Annotated in this window: 14 protein-coding genes; 11 read left to right on the top strand and 3 right to left on the bottom strand. The window is 62.9% G+C overall.

Annotated features, from left to right (window positions below; genetic code table 11):
- Window positions 1-7: 7 nt before the first annotated feature.
- From AC6UAL_RS01805 to AC6UAL_RS01795, 3 genes are all read left to right on the top strand, one after another.
- A complete protein-coding gene (locus AC6UAL_RS01805) occupies window positions 8-676 on the top strand; it encodes an ATP-binding cassette domain-containing protein (protein ID WP_500681643.1) in 669 nt (222 codons plus the stop codon).
- Window positions 639-1,790, top strand: coding sequence for an ABC transporter permease family protein (locus tag AC6UAL_RS01800; RefSeq protein WP_500681642.1), 1,152 nt, complete (start codon window positions 639-641; stop codon window positions 1,788-1,790). The genes AC6UAL_RS01805 and AC6UAL_RS01800 overlap by 38 nt, the downstream gene beginning before the upstream one ends.
- Before the next feature lie 134 nt (window positions 1,791-1,924).
- On the top strand, window positions 1,925-2,371 hold the full coding sequence (locus AC6UAL_RS01795) for a DUF6941 family protein (protein WP_500681641.1): 447 nt from the start codon (window positions 1,925-1,927) through the stop codon (window positions 2,369-2,371).
- 166 nt (window positions 2,372-2,537) lie between these two features.
- Here AC6UAL_RS01795 and AC6UAL_RS01790 read toward each other — a convergent pair whose 3' ends face one another.
- Window positions 2,538-3,005 (bottom strand): rhodanese-like domain-containing protein, encoded by a 468-nt coding sequence (locus AC6UAL_RS01790; RefSeq protein WP_500681640.1) that lies wholly within the window; start codon window positions 3,003-3,005, stop codon window positions 2,538-2,540.
- 164 nt (window positions 3,006-3,169) lie between these two features.
- Here AC6UAL_RS01790 and rph point away from each other — a divergent pair, with 164 nt between their 5' ends.
- Window positions 3,170-3,949, top strand: a complete 780-nt coding sequence (gene rph / locus AC6UAL_RS01785) for a ribonuclease PH (protein WP_500681639.1) — start codon at window positions 3,170-3,172, stop codon at window positions 3,947-3,949.
- 325 nt (window positions 3,950-4,274) lie between these two features.
- Here the strand turns inward: rph and miaA are convergent, their stop codons facing one another.
- Window positions 4,275-5,246 (bottom strand): tRNA (adenosine(37)-N6)-dimethylallyltransferase MiaA, encoded by a 972-nt coding sequence (gene miaA / locus AC6UAL_RS01780; RefSeq protein WP_500681638.1) that lies wholly within the window; start codon window positions 5,244-5,246, stop codon window positions 4,275-4,277.
- A gap of 59 nt (window positions 5,247-5,305) precedes the next feature.
- Window positions 5,306-6,448, bottom strand: a complete 1,143-nt coding sequence (locus AC6UAL_RS01775; RefSeq protein WP_500681637.1) for a DUF805 domain-containing protein — start codon at window positions 6,446-6,448, stop codon at window positions 5,306-5,308.
- 195 nt (window positions 6,449-6,643) lie between these two features.
- On the opposite strand from AC6UAL_RS01775, the gene AC6UAL_RS01770 reads away from it, so the two are divergent.
- From AC6UAL_RS01770 to AC6UAL_RS01740, 7 genes are all read left to right on the top strand, one after another.
- Entirely contained in the window at window positions 6,644-7,660 is a 1,017-nt protein-coding gene (locus AC6UAL_RS01770; RefSeq protein ID WP_500681636.1) for a DUF2156 domain-containing protein, read from the top strand.
- Between the two features lie 94 nt (window positions 7,661-7,754).
- Window positions 7,755-8,291 carry a hypothetical protein gene (locus AC6UAL_RS01765; RefSeq protein WP_500681635.1) on the top strand — a complete coding sequence of 179 codons (537 nt, stop codon included), beginning with the start codon at window positions 7,755-7,757 and terminating at the stop codon, window positions 8,289-8,291.
- A 589-nt stretch (window positions 8,292-8,880) separates the two neighbouring features.
- Entirely contained in the window at window positions 8,881-10,638 is a 1,758-nt protein-coding gene (argS, locus tag AC6UAL_RS01760) for an arginine--tRNA ligase (RefSeq protein ID WP_500681634.1), read from the top strand.
- Window positions 10,639-10,786: 148 nt separating this feature from the next.
- Window positions 10,787-12,307: a hypothetical protein gene (locus AC6UAL_RS01755; RefSeq protein WP_500681633.1), complete on the top strand. Its 1,521-nt coding sequence runs from the start codon at window positions 10,787-10,789 to the stop codon at window positions 12,305-12,307.
- 124 nt (window positions 12,308-12,431) lie between these two features.
- Window positions 12,432-13,133 (top strand): hypothetical protein, encoded by a 702-nt coding sequence (locus tag AC6UAL_RS01750; RefSeq protein WP_500681632.1) that lies wholly within the window; start codon window positions 12,432-12,434, stop codon window positions 13,131-13,133.
- Window positions 13,134-13,529: 396 nt separating this feature from the next.
- Window positions 13,530-14,627, top strand: coding sequence for a bifunctional diaminohydroxyphosphoribosylaminopyrimidine deaminase/5-amino-6-(5-phosphoribosylamino)uracil reductase RibD (ribD, locus tag AC6UAL_RS01745; protein WP_500681631.1), 1,098 nt, complete (start codon window positions 13,530-13,532; stop codon window positions 14,625-14,627).
- An 11-nt stretch (window positions 14,628-14,638) separates the two neighbouring features.
- Window positions 14,639-15,646: a glycosyltransferase family 2 protein gene (locus AC6UAL_RS01740; protein ID WP_500681630.1), complete on the top strand. Its 1,008-nt coding sequence runs from the start codon at window positions 14,639-14,641 to the stop codon at window positions 15,644-15,646.
- Window positions 15,647-15,906 lie beyond the last annotated feature (260 nt).

Below are 15,906 nucleotides of genomic sequence, written 5' to 3'. Positions count from 1 at the left end.
ACCGGACATGCCGCCGACCGCCCGACAGAATGAGCTCAGCGAGGCCGAACTGCGCTGCGAGCACCTGAGATTCTCGTACGACCGCCGCCAGCCGGTCTTCGATGACTTCAACTACCGCTTCACCCGGGGCATCACCATCCTTAAAGGCTATTCGGGATCGGGCAAGACGACGCTGCTCAAGCTGCTGGCCGGCTACCTGAAGCCCGAGAGCGGGCGCATCATCACGCCGAGCGGCTGCCGCGTCACGAGCCGGCGGTACAGGCGGCGCGAGGTCTCCTACATGTTCCAGGGCATCAATCTGTTGCCGCTCATGAGCGTCGAGCGCAACCTGCACCTCGCGGCCGAAATGGCCATGATCCCCCGCCGCGAATGGGAGCCGCGCTGCCGCAGCCTGATCGAGCAACTCGGCCTCGGCGAATACCGCAAGCGCCGCGCCGACAAACTCTCCGGCGGCCAAATGCAGCGCGCCGCCCTCGCCCGCACCCTCATGAAAAATGCGCCCATCGTGCTGCTCGACGAACCGACCTCCGGGCTCGACGATGAAAACACGCGCATCATCCGCCGACTCGTGATGCAGGATGCCGCCGAGCGCATCTGCATCATCAGCACCCACGACAGCCGCCTCTTCGACCTCGGCCATGATATCCTGGATTTTGACAGTCCTGTATCTTGCTAAAGACACGCTGCATCGCTGGCTGACGCGCATCTCCAGCCCGCTGTCGCGCGTTCTCGTCGTCTTTTTTCTGACGCTCTGTGCCCTGTTCTTCTTGGGCAACTACGTCATCATCACCAAAACCGTGCACGAGCAACTCGTCAAGCAGGGCGGCAACCTCGTCATCGCCAACCTCGTGCACAACCGCGAGCACCCCTGCTCCCTGCCCTCGCGGCGCGAGATGCGCGAGAAACTCGGCGTCGACTCCTGGTGCATCAACAGCCAAGGCAGCGCCACGCTGCCCAACCGCAGAAACTGCGGCATCTACAGCTACGACTTCTCCCGCAGCTCGCAGTTTGCCCCCCTGCTCAGCCCGAACGGCGGCCCCGTGCTGCTCACCGGCACCCAAGAGCCCAAAGTACCGCCGGGCCCCTGCACGCTCACCTTCAACATCGGCGGAGAGCCGGTGCAGCGAGACATCATGGTGCGCTGCCTGCCGGATGAGCACCCGCTGCTGCGCCTGCTTGCCGGCGGCGGTGTCATCGTACCGCCCGACAGCATGCCGGACGCCGCCTCCTACGGCGGCATGAGCTCGATGATTGTCATCATCCCCGATCTGAAGAGCGCCGCCGACATCGCCCGCGTCGAACACTTCCTCGACCGCTACATGAAGCTCGAAGGCGGCAACGGCAACATCATCTCGGCAGCCCCCATCATCGCGAGGCTCGACCGCATCATGAGCAACCAAGCGCAGTGCCGCTTCGGCTTCTGCGCCGGCATCACCGTCATCGTAGGCATCCTGCTGACGGCGCTGGCCGGCATGGAGTATCGGCAAAACGAATACGTCTACACGCTCATGAAGAGCTTCGGCATCCACCCCCTGATGCTGGTCGGAGCCTACCTCATCGAGAACACCCTGCTGGTGCTCAGCGCCTTCGCAGCCGCCCTGCTCGTGTTCCTGCGCGTGCAACACATCATCATCAGCCAGTTTTTCAAGATTGAGAGCGACGGGCTCAGCCTCGCTGAAATCAGGCCGGAAATCGAACTCATCAGCTGCTCGCTGCTGGCCTGCATCATCGTCTCCTCCATTCCGATTTTCATTGCCGCCAATCGGCAAATCGGCCGCGTGCTCAAATAATCAAATCGGCTGCGCCTCAACAACGCATGCCGCACTTTCCGCAACTTTGAGCTTGCATTTCGCGGCAGATGTGGTAGAAAGGACGAAGCATTGCCCGCACTGCGGGTACCTATCACTCTATCTTACACAGAACCATGGATATTCAAGTTGCAGTCCTTTGTGACTACGCCGCCGATTATCAGGGCAAGCTCTGCATTCAGGGCGCCTTTGATACGCTTTTTGCTCACCAGTTCCCGGTGATTCACCCCGCCTGCTCTCTGGCTCTCCGCCTCTGCCTGACGCCCGAGGACGCCGGCAACCACAAGCTCGGCATCTCCATTGTCGATGAAGACGGCACGCCGCTGGACAAGGAACGCATGCCCATCGTCGGCGATCTGACCGTCGCCCTTCCGCAGGGTGCCAGCTTCCTGACCCGCAACCTCATCATGAATTTCCAAGGCCTTCGCTTCGAGAAGTCCGGCAACTACTGCATCGACGTCACGCTCGACGGCGAAGTGCTCGCCAGCACCCCGCTGCGCCTCGTGCTCGCTCAGCCCGCGAAGCAGCCCGCCGCGCCCGCGCCTCAGGAACCCGAAGCCTAAGCTCCGCGCAAGCGAACAAATCATCAGCCCTCATCCCGCAGCTGTCGGGGTGAGGGCGATTCTTTCGCCGCAGGGGCCACGCAGGGGCAGCAGACGAGCCACGCAGGAGCAGCGTACAAGCAACGCAGGGGCCGTACAGACGCAGCGCCCGGAAAAGCGCCCCCCCTCAGGGAACCAGATTCTTGTTGTCCTTAATCGCATCCCAACCGCCCTCCAGCACGTAGACGGGCGCCTCGATAATGCCCGTCTCGCGCAGCGCGGCAGCGACCTCCTCAGCGGTGCTGCAACCGCCCGTACAAAACACCACCACGGCATCATTCGGGCCGATCTCCGTCAGGCGGCTCATCGCCGTATCCATCTGATCCTGCATCAGCTCGCCCGGACGAATCGGAAACATATTATTCTCGGGCAACTCCATGTGCCGCACCTCGAAGTCGCTCTCGCTGCGCGCATCGATCCAGACAATGACCGAATCCCTCATCGCCAGCAAGGTATCCGGGCAAACACGCCCCTCGGGCAGCTTCTCCTGAACACAGACCGGCATTCGCCCGGGCGCAAAAAACGCGCTGTCCACCCAGTAAAAAATGAGAGCCGGCGGCACCATAGCGATGCCCAGCCACACAAACTGTCTCATCAGATCCCTACCGACCGGCTGCATAGTCCCGTTCTACCACAGCGAGGCGAAGCTGTCAACACCGCGTCGCATCATAACTCAATAACAAATCATCGAACGATGGGAGAGACAACGCGGCTTCATTTGCGCTTGCAAGTCCGGGCGGAACGTGTTACAGTGCCGGCATGAACCGCCCCAACCAGCGCGCCCTCGACGAAATGCGCCCCCTCGAATTCATCCTCAACGTCGCACCCAACGCCACCGCCTCCGTGCTGAGCTGCTTCGGCAACACGCGCGTCATCTGCGCCGTCAGCGTCGAAAACGACGTCCCCCGCTGGATGAAAAACCAGCACGTCCCTGGCGGCTGGCTCACCGCCGAGTACTCCATGCTGCCCTACTCGACTCTCGACCGCAAAAAGCGCGACAGCCTCGGCAAGCAAGACGGCCGCTCCGTCGAAATCCAGCGACTCATCGGCCGCTCCCTGCGCGCCGTGACCGACCTCGAAGCCCTCGGCGAGCGCACCGTCTGCATTGACTGCGACGTCCTTCAAGCCGACGGCGGCACGCGCACCGCCAGCATCACGGGAGCCGCCGTGGCCCTCGTCATCGCCATGAACCGTCTGGTCGCGCGGGGCGAAATCGAACGCAACCCCGTTCGCCAGCTCGTCTCGGCCGTCTCCGTCGGCAAGCTGAGCGGCACCCCCCTTCTCGATCTCTGCTACGTCGAAGACCGCGACGCCGAGGTCGACATGAACATCGTCATGACCGAAAAAGGCGAATACGTCGAAGTGCAAGGCAGCGGCGAAGAAGCCGTCTTCACGGCCGATGAAATGGCGCAGATGCTCGCCCTCGCCTCCAAGGGCATCGCCCGCATCACCGAAGCGCAGAAAGAGGCCATCGCCCGGGCGGACGCCGTTTCCGCATCCGACGTCTCATCGCTGCGCGATTTCTTCGCCTCGCGCTGAGCTCCCCCGGGCAGTGCCGAGCCCAGGCCCGCAGGCAGCCGCATGAGCCCGCAGGCAGCCGCATGAGCCCGCAGGCAGCCGCATGAGCCCGCAAGAGCCCGAGAGACTCGTCAGCGCCTCGCCGCTCCCCTGCCTCGCCTCACAGCCTCTTCCCCTCTCCGACGCCGGATGCACCACCGCATCCGGCGCCTGCTTTTTCCCTGACGCCTTTGGCGGCGGGCCGCACGCCGTCCGTCATCGGGCACCGACACCGCGGCCGCTCGCTGCCCCTCATCCTCATCGGGAAGAGAGAAAGTAGGCATCGCGGCGGCGCGGGTCGCACTGCTCAGGCAAGCTCCGGCTCCACCATCGCCGGCAGGCGATCCGCCACCGCCGCCATATCGGATTGCTCATCCAGCGGCAGAGGGTGCAGCCAAGTCTCGCGCCGCAGCCAGGTGCGCTGCCGCTTCGCGTAGCGGCGCGTCGTCAGAGCCAGCGCCGCTGCCAGCTCCTCCTCATCGCGAAACTCGCGCGCAGCGTCGGCCGGGAGGCAGGGCTCCAGCTGCGCGCGCAACTCCGGTTCCCTCGCCGCGAGAAAGGCCGCCAGCTCCGACAGCCCCAGCGTCTTCTGCGCCGTCTGCGACAAGCATCGCAAATCCCCCAGCGCGCGCAGCTCCTCCAAAGCGCCCGCGTCCAGCATCCCGCGAGCCCGCCGCGCCAAGCGCGCATCCAGTTCCGCCGTCTCGCGCTGCACGCAAAACCCCGGGCCCGCCGGCTGCGCGTCCACCCAGTTTTGTCGCCAAAACGACAGCGGCTTGCCGCCGAGAATCACAATCTCGAGATTGCGGCAGACGTAGCGCGGATTCTCCAAGGGCGTCAGCGCCGCCCCCTCCGGATCCAGCTCGCGCAGGCGGCGCACCAGCTCCTCGAGCGGCAGCGCACTCAGCTCGGCACGCAGAGCCGGATCAGACGGCGGAGCCGGAGAAATCCCGTGCGAGATAAAGCGCACGTACAGACCCGAGCCCCCCGTCACAATCGCCCGCTTGCCGCGCGCCGCTATCTCTTCGAGGCAGCGCTGAGCCCGCCGCGCATGCGTCGCCGCATCATTCGGCTCCGAGGGATCCAGACAGCTGATGAGGTGGTGCGGCACGCGCGCCAACTCCTCCGCGCTCGGAGCCGCCGTCACAATCTCCATGCCGCGATAAACCTGATACGCGTCAGCGCTCACAATCTCCGCCGCGCCCAAGCGCTCCGCGAGCGCCAGCGCCAGCGCCGTCTTGCCGCTGCCCGTCGGCCCCAAAATAAAAATCGGCTTCATGATGACTCTCTGCAACATGCCGCATGCCCCAACGCACCCGTCGAGCGTGCGGCCCGCACTCAGGGATGCGGGATATTCAAATCCGGGCCATAGCGATTCTCGCCCCGGTGGCCCTCCGAAACCACCATCACCAGCAGCGCTAGACTGAGCAAGGGCAGCATCGCCATGCAGCACACATTCACGATCATCGCCGTCCTCATCCCGTAGGGCGGCACATTGCGCCACTCACCCAGCATGCTGATAATCTCGATTCCCTTGCTCCCTATCAGCGCCTGCTCGCTCGTCACGTCAAACTCCAAACCCTTCGTGCGATCCACAAAGTCATACAGCGGGCCCAAAGCCTGCATCAGACGCTTGGCAAACTGTGCCCGCTCCCGGTAGCGAATGTGGTCAAACCAGTAGTGAGCATGCGTCTCAAAGCAGCCCGGAGGCGTCAGACTCAGATGATACGGCCCCTGCTTCATCGAAGCGTGGGATGCGACGAGTGACGAGCGATTCTCCATCCCCTTCGCCACTAAAAAGAGCAAACAGAGCCCCAAATACGCCAAGCTGAGCACAAAAAACAAACTCGTGAGCGCATGACTGAATACCCAAACGGCGCCGCGATTCACATCATGCAGGCGGCGAACAGTCAGCGAAAACTGCGGCAGCGCCGCCACCAGCCAAAAGAGCACCAAAGCCCCGAGGCTAATACCGCCGAAGAGCAGCCAGTCACCCTCATTGCCGCGCGCCGCAGACTCAATGCCGAGACTCAGAAAAACGTAACTGAGGTAACCCAGCAAGGCCGAGACCGCCAGAAACACAATTTGAAAAAACAAAAACTCGCGCCGCGTCGTCCGTCCGCGCAGACAAAAACTCTTGCGCAGCACGAAAAAGAAATTCGGTATCAGACCGCCGTGGCTCGGCGCAAGCCTGAAACCGCAGCTCAGGCAGCGCGTGCTCGGACTCCCGTTGACGATGGGCAAGGCCGCGCCGCATTTCGGACACAGAACCTGATTCTCGATGATGCGATTCGGAATGTACTCATGGGGGTTCAACCCGAAGCTCAGCAAACCGCCCAAGGCCACCCAAGTATTGCCGCCCGCCTCGGCGACAAGCGTCGTCGGATCGACCAGCCCCTCGACCATCATGGCGGAGAGTTGGTCGAGCGTGACAGGCCCGCGCGTCTCATCATCGAGGTCTCTGTAATAATACTGCTTCATCTGCGTCGGCGCTCCGCCCCGTCGGCGTCTGCGTCAGATATGATAGAGCTTCGCGCTTCTCATGTCAATCCTCTGCAAGCACGATCCATGTCATGATACTTGGTATGCTTTGACGCGATGGAGCCCGCCGATGTTCCACGTGGAACAATCGGGAAACAGCTTGACAGAATCGAGCCCATGCGATACAACAGAACTATGACCTCCCTGCCCTTTCACGAGCCCCGACTCGAAGATGCTGCGCCGCTGCGCCGCATCACCGCGTCCTGCGGCGCAAGGGGCAGCGACCTCGCTTGGGCCAACGTCTACCTGCTGCGCGCAAAATACAACACGCGCATCGCCATCGACGAGGGCTTCCTCTACCGCCGCTACGACGGGCGCACGCGCCTGCAGGGCTACACCTTTCCCCTCAGCCTCGAGCCGTCGCCCGATGAAGGCGCGCTCCGCCTCGCTCTGGCGCGCGTGGAGCAAGACGCGGAAGACAACGGACGAGAGCTGAGCTTCTGCCTGCTCACCGCCGAGCAAAAAGAGCTGCTCGAAAAACTGATGCCCGGGCGCTTCCTCTACTCTTGGAAGGAGTCCGACTGCGACTACCTCTACCGCCGCAGCGACCTCGCCGAATTGCCGGGCACGGCCTACCACGCCAAGCGCAACCATATCTCGCGCTTTCTGCGCGAGCACGCCGAGATCAGCTTCGAGGAGCTTCGCGACGACAACCGCGAGGATTTCGCCGAACCGGCGCACGCCTGGCTGGCGACCGGGCAACAGACGGCCGGGCAGCCCGCGGAGGGCTTGTTGCACGAGCAGCGAGCCATCGCCTGCGCGCTCGAGGATTACCGCGAACTTGGCCTTCGCGGCGTGCTGCTTCGCGTCGACGGTCGGCCGGCCGCTATGGCGCTGGCGGGTTTCATCAGCCCGACGGTGGCCGACATCCACTACGAGAAATGCCACCCCGACTACCGAGGCGCCTATGCGCTCATCAACCGCGAAATGGCTCGGCGCCTTCCCGAAGCCGAGCTCATCAACCGTGAGGAGGACCTCGGAGAACCCGGCCTGCGGCAGGCCAAGCAGTCCTACCACCCCTGCGAACGGCTCGTCAAGTGGAGCGCTTACCCTGCAAGCGGCGCCGGCTCCGCCTCCCCGATCAACGGCGCCTCGCCGGACCTCGGCGAAGAAGGAGCGGCAGCATCCGGCGGCGACAAGACAGACGCCTGACGCTCTTCGCTGCCCTCCTTCCTCCCCGACCCTCTTCAGTCCTCCTCACACTCCCCCCTTCTCTCACTCCCCTGCCCCCCGACATCTCACCGCCATGCTGACCGACATCCTGAGCCCTGAAGACTGCGCCGCGTGCCGCCTCTGCTGCCACTTTCACCGCGAGAGTGCGTGGGAAACACCCGCTATCGAACCCGCCCTCGTCGACGCCTACCGCCGCCTCGAACCGGCTCCTCCGCTCCGGCGACGCCCCGACGGCTCCGTCAGCTTCGAGCTGAACTTCGAAGGCAGGGCATCCGACGAGAGCGCACCCTGCCCCCTGCTCGATTGCCGCAGCGGCTGCCGATTGCCGCGCGAAGAGCGGCCGATGGAATGCCGCCTCTGGCCGCTGCGCCTGATGCGCCGCCGCGGAACGGACGGCCGCGAGCAGGTCCTGCTCGGCTGCTACCGCGACTGTCCGGGCGTGCAACGCTGCGGCTTGGAGACCCTGCGCCTCTTTGCCGAGGAGAAGCTCAAGGCGCGCCTCCTCGAGCATGCGCGGCGCCTGCCTCAGACCATACGCCCCTACGATGAGCATTATGAAATCCTCGCTTCATGGCCGGAGCTGCAAAGGCTCGAGACGCCGGATGCCTGAGGCGCCCCTTTCTTGAGGCGCGGGATGCCTGAGGCCCGCAACGCTCGCCTCGCTTCTCCTGGCCCGCGCGCAGCAAGAGCGAGACGAGCTGACCTCTTCAGCGAAGTGCTGCGCCGCAACGCAAAACAGGCCGCGGTCGGGTTGACCGCGGCCTGTTCGGCTGATCTGCAAAAGGTTCACCGCCGTGCCGTCAGTGGAAGAAGAGCCACGTTCCCTTCTGTATAGGTGGGTGCGAAGCCTGGATCTTCTGAGGTATCCTCTGAGGGACGGAACATGTGATCCATCTGGCGGAAGCCCCTTGTATGTTTACAACGGTCCGGGCCTTGATGTCCACGCGTCACGAACACGGCAGCTGCATTATGTATACCACGGCGGCCTGATTTTCGCAAGCTCTTTCTTCATTGTTTTTCATCGGCTCTTCCTGATCCGATTTGTGCCGAGGTCTCCACGTCTCTCCGACTCCTCTCTTTCTCTCCCCCGCAGCTCCGCGTCCTGCGAGTCGCCGCGCCTGCCCGTGTTCCACGTGGAACAATGAGGCGAGAATGTTTGACAAATAGCGCAGATGCGTGTATAAAGAGCGAGCACGAACATGACGATTCCATCCCTCTTATCAGACAAACTCACGCAGGCTCTGGCCGCGGTGCTCGGTGACGCCCTGCCCGAAGCTTTCTGCGCTTCGGTCACGCCCTCTCAGGATCTGCGCTTCGGCGACTACCAAAGCAATGCCGCCATGATGCTCGCCAAGCAGGCTCGCACGAATCCGCGCGCCTTGGCGACTCAGGTGATCGAGGCTCTCGGTAATTCGGAAATAGCCACGGCGGAGATTGCCGGCCCGGGCTTCATTAACTTCCGCATCAAGCCGAGCTATTACGCGGCCCGCACGCACGCGATGCTCGATGATCCGCGACTGGGTGTACCGACGGTTGCCGAGCCGAAGACCATCGTCATTGACTTTTCGGCTCCGAATGTGGCCAAGCCGATGCACGTGGGTCACATTCGCTCGACGATTATCGGTGACACGCTGGCGCGCCTCGCACGCTTTATGGGGCACCGCGTGATTGCCGACAATCATATCGGCGATTGGGGAACGCAGTTCGGGATGATTCTCTGGGGCTGGAAAAACCTGCTGGATCAGGAGGCTCTGGAGGCCGACCCGATCGAGGCCCTGCTGGATGTATACAAGCAGGTGAACGCCAAGTGCAAGGAGGATCCGGCTCTGCTGGCTCTCTGCAAGGAGGAGTTGGTGAAGTTGCAGGGCGGCGACACGGAGAACCGCGCGATCTGGGAGCGCTGCATCGAGGTGACGAAGCGCGGACTGAATAAGATTTACGATCAGCTCGATATCCGCTTCGACTACTGGCTGGGCGAGAGCGCCTACAATGATGCGCTCGGTCCGCTGGTCGAGGATTTGCTGGCCAAGGGCATTGCCCGCGTGAGCGACGGCGCGGTTTGCGTGTTCTCGGACGGTTTCCACAAGCCTCAGGATGACCCCTTCCTGGTGCAGAAGGACGGCGAGTGGGTGCCGGTGCCGGCGATCATTCGCAAGGCGGACGGAGGCTTCCTCTACGCGACGACGGATCTCGCGACGCTGGATTACCGCTTTGCTCACTTCAAGGCGGATTCGATCTGGTACGTGGTCGGGGCTCCGCAGGAGAAGCATTTCCGCCAGATTTTCGACATTGAGCGCATGCGCGGTGTCGAGGGTGCGGATCTGCGCTTCGTGGCCTTCGGCTCGATTCTCGGCAAGGATCGCCGCCCCTTCAAGACGCGTTCGGGCGACACGGTGAGTTTGCAGGATGTGATTGACGAGGCTGTTGCTCGCGCGGCCAAGGTGATTGAGGAGAAGAGCCCGGATATGCCGGCCGAGCAGAAGGCGTCCGTGGCGCAGGCGGTGGGCATCGGCGCGATCAAGTTTGCCGAGTTGTCGCAGAATCGCATGAGCGACTACATTTTCGACTGGGACAAGATGCTGGCGCTGACGGGCGACACGGCTCCCTATCTCCAGAACAGCTACGTGCGCACGCGTTCGATTTTCCGCAAGATCGACGGGGAGTTCTGCCCGCCGGCCGAGTTGATTTTGAGCGAAGAGGCGGAGATTCATCTGGCGCGTCTGCTGGTGCGCTTTGCGGAGGTGGTGCCGGCGACGCTCGAGGACTGCCGCCCGAATCTGCTGGCGGCTTATCTCTATGATCTCGCTCGCGCTTTCCACAGCTATTATGAGGCTTGCCCGGTGCTGCGCAGCGAGGGTGCGGTGCGCGAGAGTCGACTGGCTCTCTGCGAGCTGACGGCGCGGGTGCTGCGCTGCGGCATGGGTCTCTTCGGCATTACGATGCCCGAGCGCATGTGAGTTCCGTTCGCGCGTTCATCAGGCGCCCCTCCGGGGACGTCCGGCGCCTTTCCCCCGCGCAGCGCTTCGGTGTTGCGCGGGGCTTCTTTTGCCCGCTGACGGAGTCCGGGCTTGACCTCGACGGCTCGGCGGTGTTACAGTGCGGGGGATGGCCTTGATCCTGACTGCCGATTTTTCCCGCTGTTCGCTCTTGCTGCTGGCCTCAGCGGCCTGTCTCGCCGATGCGGCACCCGGTGCCGCCTTGCCGACGCGCCGAGCGCAGGCGAAGGAGGCGAGCGAGGCGAGGGCTTCCGAAGTTCCCGCGGCTTCCGCAGCGAGTACGGCGGCCGAGGCTTGTTTTCTGGTTTTGCCTCAGGCCCTGGGCAGCGCCGAGGTTCAGCGTCTGAATGCTCTGGGGCTTCAGGAGCTGCTGCTCGGTTGCAAGGGGCGGGCTGAGGCGTATTTTCGCCGGGCTCTCGCGCTCGATGCCGATGCGATGACGGCCTTGGCGGGTTTGCTGAGCACGCAACGCCTGTCGCCGGCCGAAGCCTCTGAGCAGGCTGACCGCTTGCAGGCTTTGATGCAGGCCGGTGTGATGACGACACCGCCCGAGGAGCATATGCTGGGTCTTCTCCTCGCGCTGGCGCAGGGGGACGCGCAACAGGCTCTCGAGCTTCACGCTCCCTATGCGGCGCGTTATCGCCGCGATGCGGCGGCGTGGTGCTGGTATCAGATTTTGCTGGCGGATGAGCGCCCGGGGCAGCAGGATCGCGAGGCGGCCGCTGCGCGTCTGGAAGAGGCGCGGCGCCTCTTTCCGCAGCATCCGCTGGCTCTTTTTTGTGCGCTGCAATTGGCCGGGGATCACGCCGGGGAGATCTGCCGCGCGGAGGATGCCGAGCTGTTGGCGGCGTCCTTTCCTTCGCATCCGCTGGTTCAGTTGATGGCGGCGCATCTTTTGCAGAGTCTCGGGCGAGGCCGCGAGGCTCTGCGCTTGTTGCAGGATGCGGTCGAGCATCTCTACCCGAACATGCCCGAGCGCGAACAGGAGACGGAGTTTGAGCTCTGCCTCATGATGCAGTTGAGCTTGGCTGCCGAGCTCAGTGCCGCCGGGCGCGATCGCGAGGCGCTCGCGCTGCGTCGTCGTCTCAATGCGCTGCCTCTGCCTGCCGGCGGGGGTCGCACGGCTGATTTGCTTCTGCGCTGGGAGGCTCACTTTCTTCCGCTGCGGGTTCTTTTCCGGCCGGGTGCGCGGCTCAATCTCTCGCTCATTCGGGCGGCTCGAGAGGCGGCGGCTCCGGCGACGGCGGCCGACAATGCGGAGAGCCGCTTCCTAGTGCAGGCGGCAAACTGTCTGGAAAAGGCGCTCCGCATCCGGCTCGATGTGCGCCATAAGAGCGTCACGAGCACCGCAGAGTCTCTGCGCGAGCTCGAAGCGATGACGAATCAGCTTTCGCTCGACGAGCTGCGCCAAAGAGGGCCTGCTGCTTTGCCGCTGGCCGAGCGCCTGTTGAATACCTGTCAGGCGGCCCGCTACGCGGCTCTCATGGCCGTCTACCCGGATCAGGCGGATGGCTGGCGGCCCGAGTTGCGCCGCTTGCTCCGGACGGGGCGTTACCAGCTGCCGCTCTTGCTGCCCGGCTTGAACGAGCATCGGGCGCAAGCGACGAAGAGTGCATCGTCCGCTCACTGAAAGAGAGAGCAGGGGAGGGCAGGGGAGATATCACTGTTCCACATGGAACACGGAAGCCGAAGAACATCATCACGAGCCTGACGCACATCTTGACTTCCGCACAGGCTATGGTAGAATTTCTCTCATGAGTAAGCAATCGCTTCTGAAGCTCAGCGCTTTCGCGCTCGCCTGCCTGATGCTCTCATCTTGCGCGCAGCTCCAAACACGGCGCAATGTCACGGAACTGGGTGCTGACTACGAGGGCATTGTCTGTGATCCGCCCCGCGTTCTTTACGTGCAGGGTGGGCGCAGCTACGTGAAGGTCGATGTGCGGCGCCTCGAAAAGCGCTACCCCGTTCTGAGAGACAAGGTTTTCTTCTCCGAGCAAAAGAGCGAACCGAGTTACAGTATTTTACAAAGCGCTGACAGTGAAGAGAAAGTGAGTCATCTCTACCTGCCGCTCAGCGCTTCGACGGCGGATGTTCTGCGCCGGGAAAACGGCTACAGCAGCATGGATGTTCTCATGAAGGAGCTGATTGCCGGAAGGGATCAAGCCAAAACTTCGCTGCCGGGCGCCGTTGCGGTGCCGGTTCGCGCTTTGGTGGACGGCGAACGTTCTTTGCACGCTTTTGAATCGACGCGGAATCCCGCGAAGCCCGGGATGGCTTTGCAGGCGCTCAGCAAGCTGGATTTGGTCTTTGTCGATGTGCCGGGGACGCTTTTGTACAATGTTGCAATACCCGTTATGGAGCCCTTTGTCTTCTTCAAGCGCTTCTTCACCGAGGAGGATGACGGCCGCTATGTGTCGGAGATGAAGAGTCGGCTTCAAAGCAACACAAATCGTTGATGCACTGTGTTTTGCGACCTTAACACGACTGCGGCGACGGAGAAGGGGAAAAGAGTTAATAAAGCTGTGAATAAGTTGTGCGTAACATGGTGAATAAGTCTTCTTCACCGTTTGAGAGGCGTTGTTCACCGATTTATCGACAAGTGTGCTTGTGTGCTGAAATGTTGATTTTCAAGCGATTCAAATGCTTATTCACTTTATTCACAGGGGTGATGATGATGAATTTTAAATTCTCTCTTTCTTCTCTCTCCACATAGGAGCTGTTCACAATGGGCTTTGCGCGGTGCCTTGTCGAAGGAGCGTACTTTATGGGTCGGCGCTTTGGTCGGCGCTTTGCCGGAGGTCTAGGATGAAATGCAGTTGACTTATCGGGCGGTGCGGGTAAAATGAGGCGGCATGCGGCAGTGTGACGGTACAGAGGAGCAGAGGCAAGTGGATCTGAGCATGATGCAGAGGGCTCTGCTCTGCGCTCGGAGAGGACTCGGCACGACGAGTCCGAACCCGCCCGTCGGGGCTCTTGTCGTGCGCGAGGGACGCATTCTCGGCGAGGGTTGGCACGAGAAGGCAGGCGAGGCTCACGCCGAGCGCCGCGCCTTGGCGGATGCGCGTGCCCGAGGCTTCGGGGACCGACTGCGCGGCGCGACGCTGTACGTGACCTTGGAGCCCTGCTCCAGCTACGGACGCACGCCGCCTTGTACCGAAGCGATTCTCGAGGCCGGCATCGCCCGTGTGGTCTACGGCGCGGTCGATCCCGATGAACGCCATCGCGGACGCGCTGATGCGCTTCTGCGCGCCGCCGGCGTCGAGGTTCTCGCCGGCCTTGCTCAAGAGCCCTGCGAGGCTTTGCTGAGGCCCTGGATGCAGGCTCTGCGCCGCAGCCGCCCTTGGGTGGTGGCCAAGATGGCCTGCACGCTGGACGGGAGTCTGGCGCGGCCGCACAGCCGCTATGTGAGCTGCCCCGAGTCGCAGCGCGAGGTGCATGAGCTGCGCCTGCACTCCGACGCGATTCTGGTGGGCGGCCAAACGCTGCGCAGCGATGATCCTTCCCTGACGATCCGCTGCCCGATTTCTCCGGTTCCGGCCGTCAAGCAGCAGCCTTGGCGCGTTGTGCTGACGCGCAACCGAGCGTCTTTGCCGGCCTCGGCCCGCGTTTTCACGGACGCGCATGCGGCCCGCACGCTGGTGTACGAGCAGGTCGACGATTTGGCAGCTCTGCTGCATGAGCTTTACCGTGAGCGCGGTGTGGTGCAGTTGATGCTGGAGTGCGGCGGAGCTCTGCTGAGGCGCTTTCTCGAAGCTCGCCTCGTAGATGAATGGATGCAGGTTGTGGCGCCGGTGCTCGCCGGCGATGGTTTGCCGCTGGTACCCGGGGGATTTTTGCCCGAGGAAGTGCGCGTGCAGGTCACGCGACATGAGAGCTGCGGCTGCGACCGAATCGTCGGGGGACTGCTGCAATACGGCGGGGAGAATCAGGCGGAGAAATTCATGAAATAAAGATTATTAAGATGCAGGAGCCTTTTTTCAGCGTGGTGATGCCCGTTTACAAGGTGGCGCCCTATATTCAAACGACTCTCGAGAGCCTGTATCGCCAAACGGAGCCCGATTTTGAAATCGTCGTTATTGATGACGGTTCGCCCGATGAAACGGCGGAGATTTTGAGTCGGCAAAGCGACCCGCGCCTGCGTGTGTTCCGGCAGGAGAATGCCGGAGCCAGTGCCGCCCGCAATCGCGGCATACGCGAGGCTCGGGGACGCTGGGTGGCTTTCTTGGACGGCGATGACGCTTGGGTGCCCAATCATCTGGAGCTGGCGCGAGCCGCGCTGGAGGCTCACCCCGAATACCTTTGGTACGGTGCGCTGTATCGCCGCGTGAGAGCGGAGCGACTGTGCGAGGATGACTATCGCGAGGCGGCTCCCCGGGGGCGCCTGCAGGCCGTGAACTGGTACGTGGACGGCAGCCGGCATGTGTTGCCCTGCTCGTCGCTGGTTGTCAGGCGCGACCTGATGGCGGATGAGCCCGAGTTCTTTCCGCTCGGCGTGAAAATGTTCGAAGACAACATAGCCTTTTCGCGCCTCGGACGCCGCCATCCGATGATGTTGCTCCGGCAGTCGGTCACGATGTTATACTTGGAGAGAGCCAGCTCAGCGTCGGCGCAGTACGGTCGCTTCTTGCACGCCGTCGACGGCTCACCCGGGCTCGATGCTCTGCGCCTGCAACAGCAGTTGGCCGCCGAGCCCGATTGCAGCCCCGAGGCTCGTATGCTCTATCGTGAAATGGCTTTGTGCAATTGGTATTCGCGCATCACGGCTGCCTCACTCATTTGCTGGTTGCCGGAAATTCGGGAGCGTCGACCGATGACGGGCGGATTCTGGTCCGCATGGTTGAGTCTTTTCTGCCGCATGGAACATTTCATTTGCCGCATCATGCGCTGGGGCATTTGCCGACGCCTCAATGCGCTGCGGCGCGCGAAGAGTCGCCGAGCCGCTGCATGCCGCGTGGAGCTGGGAGACTAGGGACGCACACGGCCTTTCGCGTGCCGCCGAGCCTTGACACGCCCGCTGAGCCGCTTGCTGAGCGACATGCAGAGCCGCATGCAGAGCCGCGTGTTGAGCCGCTTGCTGAGCCGCGTGTTGAGCCGCTTGCGCGACAGCGGCGGATGCCGCAGAGGAGCCGAGGCGGGAAACATCGTGAGGAAAGCCACACCTGTCCCAAAGTTTCAAGGCGCAGTCGTTTTGACGGCTCCTTGAGTATACAAAAAATGGAGGCTTGATTT

Source organism: Candidatus Parakkermansia intestinigallinarum, from assembly GCF_944389695.1.
Lineage (GTDB): Bacteria > Verrucomicrobiota > Verrucomicrobiia > Verrucomicrobiales > Akkermansiaceae > Akkermansia > Akkermansia intestinigallinarum.
Note: the sequence above shows the minus strand (reverse complement) of the source record. Positions and strands in the feature narration are given on the sequence as shown.

Excerpts from the sequence above, each read along its gene's own strand:
- AC6UAL_RS01805 (WP_500681643.1), top strand. The coding sequence starts at position 8 with ATGCCGCCGACCGCCCGACAGAATGAGCTCAGCGAGGCCGAACTGCGC.
- AC6UAL_RS01800 (WP_500681642.1), top strand. The coding sequence starts at position 639 with ATGATATCCTGGATTTTGACAGTCCTGTATCTTGCTAAAGACACGCTG.
- AC6UAL_RS01795 (WP_500681641.1), top strand. The coding sequence starts at position 1,925 with ATGGATATTCAAGTTGCAGTCCTTTGTGACTACGCCGCCGATTATCAG.
- AC6UAL_RS01790 (WP_500681640.1), bottom strand. The coding sequence starts at position 3,005 with ATGAGACAGTTTGTGTGGCTGGGCATCGCTATGGTGCCGCCGGCTCTC.
- rph (WP_500681639.1), top strand. The coding sequence starts at position 3,170 with ATGAACCGCCCCAACCAGCGCGCCCTCGACGAAATGCGCCCCCTCGAA.
- miaA (WP_500681638.1), bottom strand. The coding sequence starts at position 5,246 with ATGAAGCCGATTTTTATTTTGGGGCCGACGGGCAGCGGCAAGACGGCG.
- AC6UAL_RS01775 (WP_500681637.1), bottom strand. The coding sequence starts at position 6,448 with ATGAAGCAGTATTATTACAGAGACCTCGATGATGAGACGCGCGGGCCT.
- AC6UAL_RS01770 (WP_500681636.1), top strand. The coding sequence starts at position 6,644 with ATGACCTCCCTGCCCTTTCACGAGCCCCGACTCGAAGATGCTGCGCCG.
- AC6UAL_RS01765 (WP_500681635.1), top strand. The coding sequence starts at position 7,755 with ATGCTGACCGACATCCTGAGCCCTGAAGACTGCGCCGCGTGCCGCCTC.
- argS (WP_500681634.1), top strand. The coding sequence starts at position 8,881 with ATGACGATTCCATCCCTCTTATCAGACAAACTCACGCAGGCTCTGGCC.
- AC6UAL_RS01755 (WP_500681633.1), top strand. The coding sequence starts at position 10,787 with ATGGCCTTGATCCTGACTGCCGATTTTTCCCGCTGTTCGCTCTTGCTG.
- AC6UAL_RS01750 (WP_500681632.1), top strand. The coding sequence starts at position 12,432 with ATGAGTAAGCAATCGCTTCTGAAGCTCAGCGCTTTCGCGCTCGCCTGC.
- ribD (WP_500681631.1), top strand. The coding sequence starts at position 13,530 with ATGCGGCAGTGTGACGGTACAGAGGAGCAGAGGCAAGTGGATCTGAGC.
- AC6UAL_RS01740 (WP_500681630.1), top strand. The coding sequence starts at position 14,639 with ATGCAGGAGCCTTTTTTCAGCGTGGTGATGCCCGTTTACAAGGTGGCG.